The organism is Mycobacterium sp. shizuoka-1 (assembly GCF_002723835.1).
GTDB lineage: Bacteria > Actinomycetota > Actinomycetes > Mycobacteriales > Mycobacteriaceae > Mycobacterium.
The window spans coordinates 40,538-56,902 of sequence record NZ_BEWG01000010.1 but is presented as its reverse complement, the minus strand read 5'-3'; the positions used below and the strand labels follow the sequence as shown (position 1 = coordinate 56,902).

General features: G+C 67.7%; 18 protein-coding genes. 11 read left to right on the top strand and 7 right to left on the bottom strand.

The window, feature by feature from the left end; translation table 11 throughout:
• Positions 1-113 precede the first annotated feature (113 nt).
• The 4 genes from MSZK_RS02795 to MSZK_RS02780 form a co-directional block, all read right to left on the bottom strand.
• Positions 114-1,424: an EAL domain-containing protein gene (locus tag MSZK_RS02795; RefSeq protein ID WP_158230537.1), complete on the bottom strand. Its 1,311-nt coding sequence runs from the start codon at positions 1,422-1,424 to the stop codon at positions 114-116.
• A 96-nt stretch (positions 1,425-1,520) separates the two neighbouring features.
• Entirely contained in the window at positions 1,521-2,174 is a 654-nt protein-coding gene (locus MSZK_RS02790; RefSeq protein ID WP_099244611.1) for a hypothetical protein, read from the bottom strand.
• Between the two features lie 20 nt (positions 2,175-2,194).
• Positions 2,195-3,085, bottom strand: coding sequence for an oxidoreductase (locus MSZK_RS02785; protein WP_099244609.1), 891 nt, complete (start codon positions 3,083-3,085; stop codon positions 2,195-2,197).
• A gap of 32 nt (positions 3,086-3,117) precedes the next feature.
• A complete protein-coding gene (locus tag MSZK_RS02780; protein ID WP_371411280.1) occupies positions 3,118-3,555 on the bottom strand; it encodes a hypothetical protein in 438 nt (145 codons plus the stop codon).
• A 203-nt stretch (positions 3,556-3,758) separates the two neighbouring features.
• Here MSZK_RS02780 and urtA point away from each other — a divergent pair, with 203 nt between their 5' ends.
• The 8 genes from urtA (at position 3,759) to MSZK_RS02740 (ending at position 11,333) form a co-directional block, all read left to right on the top strand.
• A complete protein-coding gene (gene urtA, locus MSZK_RS02775; RefSeq protein WP_099244605.1) occupies positions 3,759-5,021 on the top strand; it encodes an urea ABC transporter substrate-binding protein in 1,263 nt (420 codons plus the stop codon).
• 34 nt (positions 5,022-5,055) lie between these two features.
• Entirely contained in the window at positions 5,056-5,940 is an 885-nt protein-coding gene (urtB, locus tag MSZK_RS02770) for an urea ABC transporter permease subunit UrtB (protein WP_099244603.1), read from the top strand.
• The gene (gene urtC / locus MSZK_RS02765) at positions 5,937-7,049 is read left to right on the top strand and encodes an urea ABC transporter permease subunit UrtC (RefSeq protein WP_099244601.1); all 1,113 of its coding nucleotides are present in this window, start codon (positions 5,937-5,939) and stop codon (positions 7,047-7,049) included. Before urtB ends, urtC begins: the two co-directional genes overlap by 4 nt.
• A complete protein-coding gene (urtD, locus tag MSZK_RS02760; protein WP_099244599.1) occupies positions 7,046-7,852 on the top strand; it encodes an urea ABC transporter ATP-binding protein UrtD in 807 nt (268 codons plus the stop codon). Before urtC ends, urtD begins: the two co-directional genes overlap by 4 nt.
• Positions 7,852-8,544, top strand: coding sequence for an urea ABC transporter ATP-binding subunit UrtE (urtE, locus tag MSZK_RS02755; protein ID WP_099244597.1), 693 nt, complete (start codon positions 7,852-7,854; stop codon positions 8,542-8,544). The genes urtD and urtE overlap by 1 nt, the downstream gene beginning before the upstream one ends.
• Before the next feature lie 64 nt (positions 8,545-8,608).
• Entirely contained in the window at positions 8,609-9,709 is a 1,101-nt protein-coding gene (locus tag MSZK_RS02750) for a catalase family peroxidase (RefSeq protein WP_371411277.1), read from the top strand.
• Positions 9,706-10,275, top strand: a complete 570-nt coding sequence (locus MSZK_RS02745) for a cytochrome b (protein WP_099244595.1) — start codon at positions 9,706-9,708, stop codon at positions 10,273-10,275. Before MSZK_RS02750 ends, MSZK_RS02745 begins: the two co-directional genes overlap by 4 nt.
• A gap of 35 nt (positions 10,276-10,310) precedes the next feature.
• On the top strand, positions 10,311-11,333 hold the full coding sequence (locus MSZK_RS02740; RefSeq protein WP_099244593.1) for a DUF2330 domain-containing protein: 1,023 nt from the start codon (positions 10,311-10,313) through the stop codon (positions 11,331-11,333).
• 3 nt (positions 11,334-11,336) lie between these two features.
• Here the strand turns inward: MSZK_RS02740 and MSZK_RS02735 are convergent, their stop codons facing one another.
• Positions 11,337-11,783, bottom strand: coding sequence for a hypothetical protein (locus MSZK_RS02735; protein ID WP_099244591.1), 447 nt, complete (start codon positions 11,781-11,783; stop codon positions 11,337-11,339).
• Positions 11,784-12,022: 239 nt separating this feature from the next.
• On the opposite strand from MSZK_RS02735, the gene MSZK_RS02730 reads away from it, so the two are divergent.
• A complete protein-coding gene (locus MSZK_RS02730; protein ID WP_099244589.1) occupies positions 12,023-12,325 on the top strand; it encodes a DUF732 domain-containing protein in 303 nt (100 codons plus the stop codon).
• 40 nt (positions 12,326-12,365) lie between these two features.
• On the opposite strand, the gene hisS is transcribed toward MSZK_RS02730, so the two are convergent.
• Both hisS and MSZK_RS02720 read right to left on the bottom strand, forming a co-directional pair.
• Positions 12,366-13,625 (bottom strand): histidine--tRNA ligase, encoded by a 1,260-nt coding sequence (hisS, locus tag MSZK_RS02725; protein ID WP_099244587.1) that lies wholly within the window; start codon positions 13,623-13,625, stop codon positions 12,366-12,368.
• On the bottom strand, positions 13,622-14,287 hold the full coding sequence (locus MSZK_RS02720; protein ID WP_099244585.1) for an MBL fold metallo-hydrolase: 666 nt from the start codon (positions 14,285-14,287) through the stop codon (positions 13,622-13,624). The genes hisS and MSZK_RS02720 overlap by 4 nt, the downstream gene beginning before the upstream one ends.
• A 113-nt stretch (positions 14,288-14,400) precedes the next feature.
• Between MSZK_RS02720 and MSZK_RS02715 the strand changes: the two genes are divergently transcribed.
• The gene (locus tag MSZK_RS02715; protein WP_099244583.1) at positions 14,401-15,291 is read left to right on the top strand and encodes a peptidylprolyl isomerase; all 891 of its coding nucleotides are present in this window, start codon (positions 14,401-14,403) and stop codon (positions 15,289-15,291) included.
• Positions 15,292-15,361: 70 nt separating this feature from the next.
• Positions 15,362-16,360 (top strand): peptidylprolyl isomerase, encoded by a 999-nt coding sequence (locus tag MSZK_RS02710; protein ID WP_099244581.1) that lies wholly within the window; start codon positions 15,362-15,364, stop codon positions 16,358-16,360.
• Positions 16,361-16,365: the final 5 nt, after the last annotated feature.

The window sequence follows — 16,365 nt, the reverse complement described above, 5'->3', positions numbered from 1 at the left end:
CAAGACCATGCCGCCGACGAGTTGACCATACGGATATTGAAAAGAGTATGGTCTAATTCTGGGCACGTCAATGCCCGAACGCGGCGGTGTATTGGGTGGTCGCAGAGTGCCGGTCAGCGCGGAAAGGCCGGAGCCTGGGCCCGGGACGCAGGGGCTCGGCCGGCCGAGCGCCCACCCCGGTACGGCCGCGCGGTGCGGTGCGGGCGTCCGAGATGGAAGCCCTGGCCGTATTCGACGCCGAGGCCGACCAGCGTCTGGAGCTGGCGGGGAGTCTCCACCGCCTCGGCCACCGCTGTCGCATTCAGCTCGGATGCCAGGGTGTGCAGCGCTGTCGTCAACGCACGCTTGGCGGGGTCGTCGTCGACGCCGGTGATCAACTCGCCGTCGATCTTGATGATGTCGGGGTGCAGCCGCAACAGCTGGGTGAAACTCGCATACCCGCCGCCGGCGTCGTCGACAGCCAAGAAGATCCCCCACGCGCGCAGACGGGCCAGATTGTCGGCGAGGTCGTCCGGAAACGGTTCGTGTTCCGTGATCTCCACGATCAGCGTGCGGTCCTGCGCGGCCAGCATCTCTTGAATTTCCGGCTCACCCACCGCACGCGGGCTCAGGTTGACCGCGACCGGACAATCGGCGGGAATCCGGCGAGCGGCGGCCAGGACCGCCGAGAGCGCGGCATGTTCGAGGTCGGTACCTCGGCCCACCCGCCGGGCGGCGCCGAACCACTGCAGCGGGGTGAACTCCGGTGACGCCGGAAACCGAGTCAGCCCTTCGTAAGCCACCGTCGCGCCGCTTGCCAGATGGACGATGGGCTGGAACACCGCGCTCAGTGCGTTGCGCTGCATCAGCAGGGCATCCAGTCGGTCCTGTAGCCCTTGGGCTTCGACGGCTTCCGGCAGCATCACCGAGGCGACGAATCTCGCTGTGATGGCGCGCTTTCCGGGCTCGTTGCGGTCTGCCATCGCATAGGTCAACGCCGACACGAACTCGCTGATCTCGAGCATCAGGGCGAGGTCGGTCTCGTCGAACGCTCCAGGGGCCCGCGCCACCAGCAGCAACGACCCGATGGCATCGTCACCGTGCAGCAGCGGAATCACCGCCCACGACCGGGTGCCCCACTGCTTGTTCATCGTCCGCACCCGTGGCGACAGCCGGAGGTCGGCGTTGGCGTCCGCCACCAGCATCGGCCGCTTCTCCCGCGCTGCCAGACCCTGGAAACTGCTGGACTTGGGGACGGCGAAGCCCGTCGTGGCAGCAATGACGCCGTAGCCGGACACGGTGACATAGGCGTCGTCGGAGGCGCGTAGCAGGGTGACGGCAGCTCCATCGGCCTTCGGCATCAGGACACACGCCTGCTCGGCAATGCGCCCCATGACCGACACCGGGTCCATCAATGTGGCCAGCGCCGGAGCCAACCTCTCCACGTCACCCCCTCGCCAAGGGCCACCTCGGGTGGACTTATCGCCGGCACCTGACGATACCGACGCCCAATGCATCGCGGGCGACGTTGCGCTACCTGCCTAGTCGTCCAACTCCCCCGCGATTCCCTGCTCAAGGGCGCCGCGGGTGCGGTCGGGCAACACGACAAGCCCGTCGAGCTCGCCGCGGGCCAGGTCGTAGGCGCGCTCCCGTTCCTGCGGAGTGGCACCGCGGTCGGCAGCCACCCGCAGCAGACTCTGGGCGCGGGCCAGTCGCTGCTGGTCCTCGCGACTGAACCCGCTGCGCCGGCGGCGCACCGCCTCGGTCTCGGCGGTGTCGAACGCGGTGACGTACGCCTCGACGGCGTCGAGATAAGCGCGCGCGGCCACCGGATCGTCGAGCAGGTCCTCGGCCTTGGCCGGGCGCAGCAACTCCGCACGCAACTTGGCCCGGTGAAACGCCACCGTCAGCGGCTCGCGCATATCGGTCATCACCGGAAAATCCAGCAGTTTGGCGGCGTCGAGTTCGTAGTCCAGCCAGCGCGCATCGGTGCGGCTGTGCTGATCGAGCACTCGGGTGATCGTGCGCCATTGGGCTGCTTGGCTTTTCGGCTCCTCACGGGGCACGGCGGGCGGCGACTCCCCCGGCTCGTTCTGCCTTCTGATCGCGGCGACGCCGCGCACGGCGGCGTAGATGGCACCGGCGACCGGCACGATCACGATCAGCAGCTCGAGCAGCCGGAAAATCAACCCCACCAGGCCAGGATGCCACCCGGCTAGCCCGGGCCGTCGCTGGCCGCGGCGAGCAACGCGACCACCACGTCACTGATCGGTGTGGTCAGCCCGTGCGCGGCGGCCTTGCGAACGATCACGCCGTTGCGGATATCCCACTCCAGCCTGCGGTGCGCCTCGGCGTCCGACAGCATCGACGTGGTGAGATCCTCGGGGGCCGCGGCGAACATCTCGACGATCTCGGCGATGACGGTGTCCGGCAACTCGGCACCCTCCGCGCGCGCCACCGCCAGGCATTCGGTGAGGTAGCGGCGCGCCAACGCGGCGATATCGGCGCGGCGGAACATCCCGGATCGCCGGCGCGCCAGCACCATGAACCCGGCCAGGGCGTTGAACAGCAGTTTGCGCCAGGCCGCGGTGTGAAAGTCGGGGTCCTGTTCGACAGCCAATCCGGCCCGGCGCAACACCGCCGCGAGGGCCTGCGCGTCTTCGCCCTCGGGCAGGACCAGCCGCACGTCCGTGCGCAGCCGCACCCAGCCGGCCGGCTGAGTCTCCGCCGAGAACCACACCACCGCCGGCACGACGTGGGACGACGGACTGATCCGACCGACCCGCTCGACCTGTTCCACCCCGTTCTGCAGCACGCACACCACGGTGCGTTCGTCGCACAGCTTCCGCAGCCAACCGGCCGCCCCGTCGTTGTGGGTGTCCTTGACCGCCAGCAGCACCACATCGACGGGACCGTCGACCTCATCGGGGTCGGTCGCCACCGGGCCGGGCACCACGATCGGGTCCCCGGCGTGATCAGGGCGCACCTCGATGCGCTCTCGCGGTGTGTGCCCACACAGGGTCACGCGATGACCGGCCGCGTAGAGCAGTGCGGCGACGGTGGAACCGATGGCCCCAGGTCCCACCAGCGCGATCGAGCTACTCACCGTTCCCAACAGGTGTTTTGTTCACCAAAGAGCTAGGACGTCCACTGCGCCAGGTAGCACTGCGGGCTGTACGGGGCGTCCTGGGCGACAGCCACCGCACCGTCGATGGTGACCTCACAGTGCGCGTTGGGGGCGGCCTGCCCGCCATGCGTGGTGCTGGCCACCTGCAGGAATGCCCACTGCGGATCGTCGAGGGTGGTCTGGAAAACCCACGGCGCATCCGGCGACACCGTGATGGTCTCGCGCTTCATGAATGCGTCGGAGTTGGCGTTGAACGCGTCCTTGCTCGGCGGCTGCGCGGTCAGGTAGGTGATGGTGAAGTCATAGGTCCCACCCGTGGCGAGCGTGTAGGTCACCTGATGTCCGGGCGCCGGTTCGGCACTGGACACCGCGTGCGTGGCGGCGACACCGGCGGACGCCATCACCAGCGCCGCTCCGACCCTTGCTGTCACTTTTCGCATACCGCGCATATCGGCCACGCTACCGATCGTGTTACCACCTCGGCGAAGGGGCGGTCTCAGCGAATGAATAGCAGGTTAACGAGTTCGTCACACACAGATATGTCACAGAAACTTATTCGCTCTAACGTCCGGGTCGACATAAACCGTGGGTGCGGGGGCCAGTCGATCTGTCGCGGCCCAATGCTTGTCGTTCCCAACATGAAAGGGCCTCTATGCAACTCCGGCGTTCCGCTCTGAATCGATCGGCATTGGCTGCGACAAGCGTGATGGTGACAGCCGGCCTGGTGCTGTCCGGCTGCGGCAGCAAGGCAAGCGAAACCGACACAGCAAAATCCGATTCATGCGTCGACACGTCCGGACCCACGATCAAGGTGGGTTCGCTGAACTCGCTGTCGGGCACCATGGCGATCTCCGAGGTCACCGTCCGTGACTCCATCAAGCTGGCTGTCGACGAGATCAACGGCAAGGGCGGCGTGCTGGGCAAGCAGATCCAGATCGTCGGCGAGGACGGCGCTTCCGATCCCGCGGTCTTCGCCCAGAAGGCCGAGAAGCTGATCAAGGACGACTGCGTGGCCGCGGTGTTCGGCGGCTGGACCAGCTCGAGCCGCAAGGCGATGCTGCCGGTCTTCGAGAGCAACAACTCGCTGCTCTACTACCCCGTGCAGTACGAGGGCCTCGAGTCGAGCAAGAACATCTTCTACACCGGCGCCACCACCAACCAGCAGATCGTGCCGGCCCTGGACTTCCTCAAGGAGAAGGGCATCACCTCGCTGTACCTGGTCGGCAGCGACTACGTGTTCCCGCAGACCGCCAACCGCATCATCAAGGCCTACGCCGCGGCCAACGGCATCGAGATCAAGGGCGAGGACTACACCCCGCTGGGATCGACCGACTTCTCCACGATCGTCAACAAGGTGCGCGCGTCCAACGCCGGCGCGGTGTTCAACACCCTCAACGGCGACTCGAACGTCGCATTCTTCAAGGAGTACACCAACGCCGGACTCACCCCGCAGAAGATGCCGGTGGTCTCGGTGTCGATCGCCGAGGAAGAGGTCCAGGGCATCGGCGCGCAGAACATCGCCGGCCAGCTGACCGCGTGGAACTACTACCAGACGCTGGACAATCCGGTGAACAAGGCGTTCGTGAAGGCGTTCAAGGACGCGTACGGGCAGAACCGGGTGACCTCGGATCCGATGGAAGCCGCCTACGTCTCGGTCTACCTGTGGAAGAACACCGTCGAGAAGGGGAAGTCCTTCGACGTCAAGGCGATCCAGGACAACGCGGGCGGCGTCACCTTCGACGCACCCGAAGGCCTGGTCACCATCGACGGCGAGAACCACCACATCACCAAGACCGCACGCATCGGTGAGATCCATCCCGACGGCCTGATCTACACGATCTGGGAGTCGCCCGGCCCGATCACGCCGGATCCCTACCTGAAGTCCTACCCCTGGGCCAAGGGCCTCTCGGGCTGACTGGGAGCGAGCGGAGCGACGGGGAACTAACACCGTGGATGTCCTTGTCGGACAGCTGGCAACAGGGTTGAGCCTCGGCTCAATCCTGTTGCTGGCGGCATTGGGGCTGGCCCTGACATTCGGCCAGATGGGCGTCATCAACATGGCGCACGGTGAATTCATCATGGTCGGCTGCTACACCGCGTTCGTGGTGCAAAAGCTGATCTCGAATGCCGGTGCATCGCTTCTGGTTTCGCTCGTCGTGGGGTTCGTGGTCGGTGGCCTGCTCGGGGTATTGCTGGAAGTCACGCTGATTCAACGGATGTACGACCGCCCGCTGGACACCCTGCTGGTGACGTTCGGCGTCGGGCTGATCCTGCAGCAGGCCGCCCGCAGCATCTTCGGCGCACCCGCGGTGAACGTCACCGCGCCCACCTGGCTGTCGGGTGGGGTGGAGATCCTCGGCGCGGTGGTGCCCAAGACCCGCATCTTCATCCTCGTCCTGGCACTGGTGTGCGTGATCGTGCTGGCGGCGGTGCTCAAGCTCAGCCCGATGGGCCGCCGGATCCGGGCGGTGGTCCAGAACCGCGACCTTGCTGAGACCAGCGGCATTTCGAGCCGGCGAACCGACATCACCACATTCTTCATCGGTTCGGGCCTGGCCAGCGTGGCCGGTGTGGCGCTGACCCTGATCGGATCCACCAGTTCGACCATCGGTCAGAGCTATCTCATCGACGCATTCCTGGTGGTCGTGGTGGGCGGCCTGGGGCAGATCAAGGGCACCGTCATCGCCGCGTTTGCACTCGGGCTGATGAACTCGTTCATCGAGTACAGCACGACGGCCTCGCTGGCCAAGGTGATCGTGTTCGTGGTCATCGTGATCTTCCTTCAAGTACGTCCACAAGGGTTGTTCACCGTGCGGACAAGGAGTTTGGTATGAGAGGCCTGATCGGACGCTGGCAGACGTGGGCCGGTTTCACGGTCGCGGCCATCGTGCTGTTCGGGGTGGCACCCGCGGTGCTGTCGAGCTTCCGGCTCGGCCTGCTCGGCCAATATCTGTGCTACGCGATCGTGGCCGCCGGAATCGGGCTGGCCTGGGGCCGCGGCGGCATGCTCACCCTGGGCCAGGGCGTGTTCTTCGGCCTGGGCGCCTACATGATGGGCATGCACCTCAAGATCGCCGACGCCGAGGTCCGCAAGCAGGCGGTGCCCGACTTCATGCAGATCGCCGGAATCCCTGCCCTGCCGTCCTATTGGGAACCATTCTCGTCGGCGGCGTTCACCCTGGCGGCGATCGTTGTTGTCCCGACCGGCATCGCAGCACTCCTCGGGCTCGGGGTGTTCAAGCGCCGCGTCAAGGGTGCCTATTTCGCCATCCTGTCGCAGGCGCTGGCGGCCGCGCTGGCCATCCTGCTGGTCGGCCAGTCGACGTTGGGTGGCAGCAACGGGCTCAACGGCTTTCGAACCTTCTTCGGCTTCAAGCTGTCCGACCCGGTGAATCGGCAGATGCTGTACTTCATCGCTGCGGGCACCTTGCTGGTCGTGGTCGCGGTGGTCCGCCAGCTCATGCAGAGCCGCTACGGCGAACTGCTGGTCGCGGTGCGAGACGGCGAGGAGCGGGTGAGATTCCTGGGTTACGACCCGGCCACCATCAAGGTGGTCGCGTACACCGCCGCCGCGCTGTTCGCCAGCGTCGCCGGGGCGCTGTTCGCCCCGATCATCGGATTCATCACTCCCGCCCAGGTGGGCGTCGTACCGTCGATCGCGTTCCTGATCGGCGTCGCGATCGGTGGCCGCACCACCCTGCTCGGCCCGATCCTGGGTGCGATCGGGGTGGCATGGGCGCAAACTGCGTTCTCCGAACGCTTCCCGTCGGGCTGGATCTACGCCCAGGGCCTGTTGTTCATCGTCGTCGTCGGCTTCTTCCCGGCCGGCCTCGCCGGCCTCGGCGCGCTGCTGCGGCGGCGCCGGCGCGGCAAGCCCGCCGCCGCGCCCAGCGGTGCACCCGATCCACAACCCGAGTCCGAACCCGTGGCGGCCGGCTCATGACCGAACTCGCCGAACCGGTCGCCGGCGGCAATGCCGGCATGGGCACCGAGTACCTCGAAGTCCAGGGCCTGACCGTCGACTTCGACGGATTCAAAGCCGTGAACGGCGTCGATCTGACGCTGTTCCAAGGCGACCTGCGGTTTCTGATCGGCCCCAACGGAGCCGGCAAGACCACTGTCATCGACGCGATCACCGGCCTGGTGCCGGCCACCGGCTCGGTCGACAAGTCCGGCGTCAACCTGCTGGGCAAGAAGGTCCACCAGATCGCCCGCCTCGGCGTCGGCCGAACCTTCCAGACCGCCAGTGTGTTCGAGCAGCTGTCCGTGCTGCAGAACCTCGACATCGCCGCCGGAGCGGGCCGGTCCTGGCTGACCCTGCTGCGCCGGCGCAAGGCCGTGCTGCCCGCCATCGAGGAGGCACTGGAGACGATCGGACTCACCGAGCTGGCGGACCGTCCGGCAGGGGTGCTGGCGCACGGCCAGAAGCAGTGGCTGGAGATCGGCATGCTGCTGGTACAGAACGCCGACGTGCTGCTGCTGGACGAACCGGTCGCCGGCATGAGCGGCGAGGAACGCGAGGAGACCGGAAACCTGTTGCGCCGCATCGGTGCGTCGCGCACCGTGGTGGTCGTCGAGCACGACATGGATTTCATGCGGGCGTTCGCCACGTCGGTGACCGTGCTCGCCCGCGGCCAGGTGATCGCCGAGGGGTCGGTAGCCGAAGTCCAGGCCAACCCCAAGGTGCAGGAGGTCTACCTGGGCACCGCCGCGGCGGGCACGTCCGACTTGGAGGCCGGCGAATAATGTTGCAGCTCATTGACGTCCGCACCGGGTACGGGCGATCCCAGGTCATCCACGGGGTCAGCATCGACGTCCCCGCCGACGGAGTCGCCGCAGTGATGGGGCACAACGGCGCCGGCAAGACCACCCTGCTGCGGGCCGCGGTGGGCCTGTTGAAGTGCACCGCGGGCACGGTGCTGCTGCACGGCGAGGACGTCACCCGGCTGCGGCCCAGCGCCCGGGTGGCGCGCGGGCTGGCCTACGTCCCGCAGGGCCAGCAGTCGTTCGGGCAGCTGACCACCGCCGAGAACCTCCAGGTCGTCGCCGACGGCCGCAAGGGCGGCAAGCAGCTGATCGACGAGCAACTCGACCTGTTCCCCGCGCTCAAAGAGCTGCTCACCCGGCGGGCCGGCCTGCTCTCCGGCGGACAGCGGCAACAGCTCGCGATCGCGCGGGCGCTGATCACCCGCCCGAAGATCCTCATCCTCGACGAACCCACCGAAGGCATCCAGCCGTCGGTGGTCGCCGAGATCGAGGCGGCGATCACCGCGCTGACCCGCCGCGGCGACCTCGGCGTGCTGCTGGTCGAACAACACATCGGGTTCGCGCTGGAATCGGCGCAGCAGTACTACATCCTGGAAGCCGGCCGAGTGACCTCGAGCGGAACGGGCGGCTCGGCCTCGGAGGCCGATGTGCGCGCGGCGATGGCCATCTAGACTCGATGCGGTGACCTGTGTCACGGCAGTGAACGAATTCCTCGTCCAGCGCGTCCTGGGTTAAGTGACCAACCGGCCGCGGCGCGAACGCGCCCAACGACACTGGGGAGTGCACACCGCCGTGAGCCGGCGGTCGATCCTGATGGGGCTCGGTGCGGTCGGCGCGTTCCTCGCCGTCGACCTCGGCACTGTGGCCTACGCCAACAAGTGGATCGGCTCCCCCGGCGCCCGCGCGACGTTCCTGGACGGATTCCTCGCCGTCTACGGCCGCCAGCTCGGCTTCCGCAAGAACCACGCCAAGGGTGTGGCCGTCAGCGGCTACTTCGACAGCAACGGCAACGGCCGCGAACTCAGCAGCGCCGCGGTCTTCCAGCCCGGCCGGATCCCGGTCGTCGGCCGGTTTTCCCTGGCCGGCGGCGACGCGCACGTGGCCGACGCCCCCGGCACGGCCAGGGGGCTCGGGCTGGCGTTCGGGTTCCCCGACGGCTGGCAATGGCGCACGGCGATGCTCAACCTTCCGGTCTTCCCCGACAATTCAGCTCGCGGGTTCTACGACCGGCTGCTGGCGTCCAAACCCGTCGCCGCTACCAAAGCGCCCGACCCGGCCGCGATGAAGGCTTTTCTGACCGCCCACCCCGAGACGGCCGCCGCGATGGCCATCATCAAGAAGCATCCACCGACCGCCGGCTTCGGTGACAGCACCTTCCGTGGCCTGAACACCTTCTACTTCGTGAACGACGATGGAGCCCGCACACCGGTGCGATGGTCGTTCGTACCGCAGCAGTCGGCACCGGCGCCGCCGTCCGGAGATGCGAACGGATTGTTCGACGCCCTGATCGGACAACTGCGGACCGGACCGCTGCGGTGGCGGATGCTGGTCACCATCGCCGAGCCCGGCGACCCGCTGACCGACCCCACCCTGGAGTGGCCCGAGGACCGGCGCAGTGTCGAGGTCGGGATGCTCACGCTGACCTCCGCGGCGACCGAGGCCGCGGGCAATGCTCGCGACATCAACTTCGACCCCCTGACGCTGCCCGACGGCATCGAAGCGTCCGACGACCCGCTGTTGTCCGCACGCTCGGATATCTACGCGGCGTCGTATCGACAGCGCACCGGCGAACCCAAAGCCGCACCGGCCGTGCAGGTGCCGGAGGCCCGGGCATGACACCGGTCGAGCGCTACCCGGTGCGCACCCGGATCCTGCACTGGCTGACCGCGGCCTTGGTGTTCACCGCGTTGTTCGTCGGGTTCGTGATGGTCAACTCGCTGGGCGGCTACGGCACTCTGGTCGGGTTGCACATGACCCTCGGGGTGATCATCCTGCTGGTCGTGGTCATTCGGGCGGCCAACCGATTCACCCACCGAACCCCGCCATTGCCGGAGACGGTCGGCTCGATCGAGCACGGGTTGGTGATCGGCTCCGAAATCGGGTTGTACGCGCTGATGCTGGCCCAGCCGTTGGTCGGGTGGGCGATGGTGTCGGCGGGCGGGCGGCCGGTGGTGGTGTTCGGATCCTTGGCACTCCCCCGGATCGCGCCGTTCGACGCCGATCTGTATTTCGTTCTGCGCCAAGCGCACTCCGTGCTCGCCTACCTGCTCGTGGCGGCGATCGCCGCGCACGTGTCGGCGGTGCTGCTCCATACCCTCACGCTGCGCGATCGGATGCTGAGCCGGATGCTGTTCGGGCGCCGCTCGGCGGCTGAGCCCAATACGGCGCGAGGCAAGGGCTGAGCCGGGCATCATGGCTGTGGATCGAAGGAGCCCCGATGCGCCAACTGCGGATGATGGGTGCGGTCGTCTTGGCCGCCGGCATGCTCGTGGTGGCTCCCGGAGGACCCGCGGGCGCCTGCGCCTGCGGGGGAATCGTGAGTCCCGACCTCGATGCCCGGGTGGCCGGTGAGCAGAGCCTGGTCGCGATCGACGGCAACCGCGAGACCATCGTCATGCGCCTGGATGTGCAGTCGATGGCCGACAACGCGGCACTGATCGTGCCCACCCCGACGCCCGCCACCGCCACTGCCGCCGACCCCGGACTGTTCTCGGAACTCGAGCGGTTGACCGCGCCGCGGATCGAGCGACAGGGAACCGGGCACAGCGGTCTCGACGAGGCCGGCGCCGTACCCGGTGCGGGCCCGACCGTCGTCGCGCAGGTGCAGCTCGGACCGCTGGAGGCGACCACCCTGACCGGCGGTGATCTCGCCGGCGTGCGGCAGTGGCTGGACACCCACGGGTACACGATGCGGCCGGACGTCACCGCGCAACTCGAGTCCTATCTCACTCGAGGCTGGTCGTTCGTCGCGATGCGGCTGACCGGCGAGCAGCCGCTGCGGGGTCAACTCGACCCCATCCGGCTGGACTTCATCTCCGACGACCTGGTGTACCCGATGCGGATGTCGGCCGCCGCGAAGGATCCTCAACGAGTGGTGGTCTACACCTTGGCGCAGCATCGGATGCAACGCGTCGACGCTGACGCGGCCCGACAGGACATCGATGTCGACTACGCCGGCTCAATCCAGGGACGCACCCGCAACGAGTCCTTGGCCAAACTGAGCTCCCGAAACCCCTACCTCACCAGGATTTCGACGACGATCGACGACCCATCCTCGATCACAGCAGATTTCGTCTTCGGGCCGGCACCCAGCGATGACCCATACCAGCGAGTGATCCGGCACGGCGGCGACAGCCGAAACCTCAGCGCGCTTCTCCTGGCGGTGGGCGCCTCGGCGGTCGTGGCCGTCGCGGCGGCGGCGGTCGGCATCATCTGGTTCCGCCGCCACCGGCGATCGTGAGCCTCAACCGGCGTCGAGCAGTCGCGCGTCGTCGGACGGCCATGCCGCGACCGTCCGCAACCGGCCGAACAGATCGATCGCGGACTGGACGGCCTGATCGACGAACGGGCCGAAGTCGGTGTCCGTGCCGGGATACCGACGCTCGGCCCGCACCCCGATCAGGCCCGGATCGCAGGACTCGACCACGGTCGCGGTGACCTGACCGTCGGTGGCGTTCCACTGTTGCACCAACGCCGCCACCCGGTCGCGCTGTTGCGCCGGATAGTAGCGCTGCGCGTTGATGCTGACGCGCACCGCCGCATCAGCGGGCCCGCACGGCTGCAGGTGCACGTGCACGCTGCCGTGGTATGCACCGACGACGAAGAAGAACTCGTCGTCGTGATGGCCGCGGAAATACCGCACCTGCCGAGTGCGCAGATAACTCTCGATGAGCTCGGCTCCGGTGTTCATACCGATAGAACGGCCCAGGCAAACGACACGGTTCCCAATCGAGCCAAGGTTGCGCCAAGAATCTCGTGAGAATTGATTAAATGGGACAGGCAATTTTCACAACTTCACAATGAGTCCCCCAGCCGATTGAGAAGCGCCCATTTGGTGCGCAGAAATTCTTTCGGCTTTTTCTGTATATCTGCTGAGAGCGTAGTAACTTCTGCCGCAGCAGTAACTCCAATGGACACAGGGGACGAACAATGATCAAAGGTTTGTTGACGGCGGCCGCTGCCGCCGGCGCCATCGCACTCGTCGGCGCGCCCGCCGCCTGGGCGATCACGAACGCCGAGGCGGACTACATCCAGGACCTCACCAGCGCCGGTATCGCCGGTGACCAGGCGGCTTTGATCGCCGACGGACACACCATCTGCGAAGCCCTGGCCCAGGGCGCGGACCCGAACGAGTTGTCGCAGACCTACTTCAACAACTCCGGTTCGATCAGCCATGCGCAGGCCGACGCGGCGATCAATTTCGCCAAGACCGATCTTTGCCCGGCCGGCTGATAACCAAAACTCTCCGCACCGATAACCCGGCGGCCGCGATTCAGGCCAGCCGGGCGATCACGTCGGCAACAACCGCGTCGGCCGGGATGTCGACCTGCGCACCGGTGGTCAGATCTTTGACGCCCACGGTGCCGGCCTCGATGTCCCGGTCGCCTGCGACCAGGGCGACGCGGGCGCCCGAACGATCGGCCGCGCGCATCGCGCCCTTCATTCCGCGGTCGCCGTAGGCCAGGTCGACCCGCACCCCCGCCGCCCGCAGGTCCGCCGCGAGCCTGGCGAGCACCAGCTTGGCCTCATCACCCAGCGGCACCCCGAAAACATCGCAGCGGGTTGGGTTTCCCGCGGTCTTGCCTTCGGCCCGCAGTGCCAGCACGGTGCGGTCCACCCCCAGCCCGAAGCCGATGCCGGACAGGTCCTGACCGCCGAGCTGGCGCATCAACCCGTCGTAACGCCCGCCGCCGCCGATACCGGACTGCGCACCGAGCCCGTCGTGGACGAACTCGAAGGTGGTCTTGGTGTAGTAATCCAGCCCGCGCACCATCCGCGGGTTGATCACATACGGCACGCCCAGCGCGTCGAGGTGCGCGAGCACGGTCTCGAAGTGCTGCTTGGCGACGTCGGAGAGGTGATCGAGCATCACCGGCGCGTCGGCGGTCATCTCCCGGATGTGCGGGCGCTTGTCGTCGAGCACCCGCAGCGGGTTGATCTCGGCCCGCCTGCGGGTGTCCTCGTCGAGGTCGAGCGCGAACAGGAAGTTCTGCAGGAGTTCCCGGTACTGCGGGCGGCAGGTGTCGTCGCCCAGCGAGGTGATCTCCAGGCGGAAACCATCGAGCCCCAGCGAGCGGTAGCCGGCGTCGGCGACGGCGATCACCTCGGCGTCCAGCGCCGGGTCGTCGATCCCGATGGCCTCCACCCCGACCTGCTGCAGCTGCCGGTACCGGCCGGCCTGCGGACGCTCATAGCGGAAGAACGGTCCGGCGTAGCAGAGCTTGACCGGCAGCGCACCGCGATCCAGTCCGTGCTCGATCACCGCGCGCATCACCCCGGCGGTGCCCTCGGGCCGCAGCGTCACCGAGCGGTCGCCGCGGTCGGCGAAGGTGTACATCTCCTTGGAGACCACATCGGTCGACTCCCCGACCCCACGGGCGAACAGCCCGGTGTCTTCGAAGATCGGTAGCTCGACATCGCCGTAGCCGGCCAGCCGGGCCGTCCGCAGCAGACCGTCGCGCACGGCGACGAACTCGGCGGACTCGGGCGGCAGGTAATCGGGGACGCCCTTGGGCGCCTGAAATTCAGTCACGTGGTCAGACCTTCGAGAAAGGGGTTGGTACGGCGTTCGAGACCGATGGTGGTGGACTCGCCGTGCCCCGGTAATACCAGGGTGTCGTCGTCGAGCACCAATAGTTTGTCGACGATCGACGACAAGAGGGCGTTGCCGCTGCCGCCCGGCAGGTCGGTGCGACCCACCGATTGTTTGAACAAGGTGTCGCCGGTGAAGGCGACCTGGTTCAGCCCGTCCGGCACCCGAAACACCACCGACCCGCGCGTGTGGCCCGGGGTGTGGTCGACGGTCACGCTGATCCCGCCGAGTTCGAGCTTGTCGCCGTCGCGGTCGAGTTCGACGACCTGCTTGGGCTCGCGGAACAGCGCACCGAACGCGATCTGGCCCAGGCGGGGTCCGAACCCGCGGATCGGGTCGGCGAGCAGGTAGCGGTCCTCGGGGTGGATGAACACCGGGCAGCCGAAGGTGTCGCCCACCTTCTGCGCCGACCAGATGTGGTCGATGTGGCCGTGGGTGAGCAGGACGGCGGCCGGGGTCAGCCGGTTCTCGTCGAGGATGCGCCGCAGGGTGCCGAAGGCACGCTGGCCCGGGTCGACGACGACAGCGTCGGCCCCGGCGTGTGGGGCCAGCACGTAGCAGTTGCATGCCAACATGCCGGCCGGGAACCCGGTGAGCAGCACGTCGTCCAGTTTCCCATCCCCAGTTGGCGAGGGTCGTGCCCCCTGGCCTCAGCTAGAACTGGCACACTCGGTGCCGACTCACCCGAACCGACACTGCACGGAGGACCACCACGGTGCCCACCAACGACCAGCGACGTGCGACGGCCAAGCGCAAACTCGAGCGGCAGCTGGAACGTCGCGCCCAACAGGAGAAGCGTCGCCGCCTGTTCGTGGTGATCGGCGGTGTCGTGGCGATCGTCGTGGCCGCCGCCCTGGTTGCGGTGTTCGTGCTGACCAACAAGGACACCGACAACAACAAGACCGCCTCGCCGGCCACCAGCACCGCGCCGGTGGACGCCGGTGATCCGTCGGCCGCTCCCCCGGCCGCCGGCGGCCTTCCGCCGTTCAAGGCCAGCGCGAACCTGGGCGCCAACTGCCAGTACCCGGCCTCGCCCGAGCCGGCCAGCCGCAAGGTCGAGCCGCCGCACAGCGGCAAGGTGCCCACCGACCCGGCGACCGTGAGCGCGAGCATGAGCACCAACCAGGGCAACCTCGGACTGGTGCTGGACAACGCCAAGGCCCCGTGCACGGTGAACAGCTTCGCCAGCCTGGCGCAGAAGGGCTTCTTCGACAACACCCCGTGCCACCGGCTGACCACCTCGCCGTCGCTGTCGGTGCTGCAGTGCGGTGACCCGACCGGCAGCGGTACCGGCGGCCCGGGCTACCAGTTCGCCAACGAGTACCCCACCGACCAGTACCCGCAGGGTGATCCGGGCCTGCAGCAGCCGGTGACCTATCCGCGCGGAACACTGGCGATGGCCAACGCCGGGCCCGGCACCAACGGCAGCCAGTTCTTCCTGGTCTACAAGGATTCGCAGCTGCCGCCGAACTACACCGCGTTCGGCACGATCGACGCGACCGGCCTGGCCACGCTGGACAAGATCGCGGCCGCGGGCGTGGCGGGCGGCGCGCAGGACGGCAAGCCGGCGAACGACGTGCAGATCAAGTCGGTGCTGCTGGACTAGCGGCCATGAGCGACGCCTGCGGAGCGAATCACAAACGAACATGCAGGACCCGAGCCTGCGAGGGGACGGCATGAGCCAACCGCCGCCGTACTACCCGCCGCCGCCGTACGGTTCGCCCTACGGGCCCGGGCCGTATGCCTATCCGGCGCCGCCCCCCACCAACGGGATGGCGATCGCCTCGCTGATCTGCGCGTTCCTGTTCGCACCGCTGGGCATCGTGTTCGGGCACATCTCGCTGTCCCAGATCAAGAAGTCCGGCGAGGAAGGCCGGGGGCTGGCGATCGCCGGGCTGGTGATCAGCTACCTGGTGACCGTGCTGAGCATCGTGGTGGTGCTGGCCGGCATCGTGTTCTTCTCCTGGATGGCGCGCGAGCTGGAACGCACCGGCGGCGCCGGCCTGCCGCCACGCACCATCACCGCCGGCCCGGGTAGCACCCAGCTGCCGCCGTTCGCCCCGCCGGCCAACCTCGGCGCCAACTGCCAATACCCCGCGACGGCCACCCCGGCCGACAAGCCGGCCAGAGCCCCGCGCACCGGGCGGGTGCCCACTTCACCGGCGACGGTCGACGCGACGCTGGTCACCAACGCCGGCCCGCTCGTCTTGCACCTGGACAACGCCAAGGCGCCGTGCACGGTGAACAGTTTCGTGAGCCTGGCCCAGCAGGGCTACTTCGACGGCACACCGTGCCATCGGCTCACCGACTCGCGGTCGTTGTCGGTGTTGCAGTGCGGCGACCCGACCGGCACGGGCAGCGGCGGGCCGGGCTACCGCTTCGCCAACGAATACCCGACCAACCAGTACCGCCCCTTCGATCCGGCGCTCAAGCAGCCCGTGATGTATCCGCGAGGCACGCTGGCGATGGCCAACGCCGGCCCGGACACCAACGGCAGCCAGTTCTTCATCGTCTACCGCGACTCGATGCTGCCGCCGACCTACACGGCGTTCGGCCAGGTCGACAAGACCGGGTTCGGGATCGTCGACGACATCGCCGCCACCGGCATCGCCGGCGGGGCCGACGACGGTAAGCCGGCCAAGCCGGTGACGGTCAAGTCGATCCGGTTGAACTGAGCCGC

Excerpts from the sequence above, each read along its gene's own strand:
- MSZK_RS02780 (WP_371411280.1), bottom strand. The coding sequence starts at position 3,555 with ATGCGCGGTATGCGAAAAGTGACAGCAAGGGTCGGAGCGGCGCTGGTG.
- urtA (WP_099244605.1), top strand. The coding sequence starts at position 3,759 with ATGCAACTCCGGCGTTCCGCTCTGAATCGATCGGCATTGGCTGCGACA.
- urtC (WP_099244601.1), top strand. The coding sequence starts at position 5,937 with ATGAGAGGCCTGATCGGACGCTGGCAGACGTGGGCCGGTTTCACGGTC.
- urtD (WP_099244599.1), top strand. The coding sequence starts at position 7,046 with ATGACCGAACTCGCCGAACCGGTCGCCGGCGGCAATGCCGGCATGGGC.
- urtE (WP_099244597.1), top strand. The coding sequence starts at position 7,852 with ATGTTGCAGCTCATTGACGTCCGCACCGGGTACGGGCGATCCCAGGTC.
- MSZK_RS02745 (WP_099244595.1), top strand. The coding sequence starts at position 9,706 with ATGACACCGGTCGAGCGCTACCCGGTGCGCACCCGGATCCTGCACTGG.
- MSZK_RS02740 (WP_099244593.1), top strand. The coding sequence starts at position 10,311 with ATGCGCCAACTGCGGATGATGGGTGCGGTCGTCTTGGCCGCCGGCATG.
- MSZK_RS02735 (WP_099244591.1), bottom strand. The coding sequence starts at position 11,783 with ATGAACACCGGAGCCGAGCTCATCGAGAGTTATCTGCGCACTCGGCAG.
- MSZK_RS02730 (WP_099244589.1), top strand. The coding sequence starts at position 12,023 with ATGATCAAAGGTTTGTTGACGGCGGCCGCTGCCGCCGGCGCCATCGCA.
- MSZK_RS02710 (WP_099244581.1), top strand. The coding sequence starts at position 15,362 with ATGAGCCAACCGCCGCCGTACTACCCGCCGCCGCCGTACGGTTCGCCC.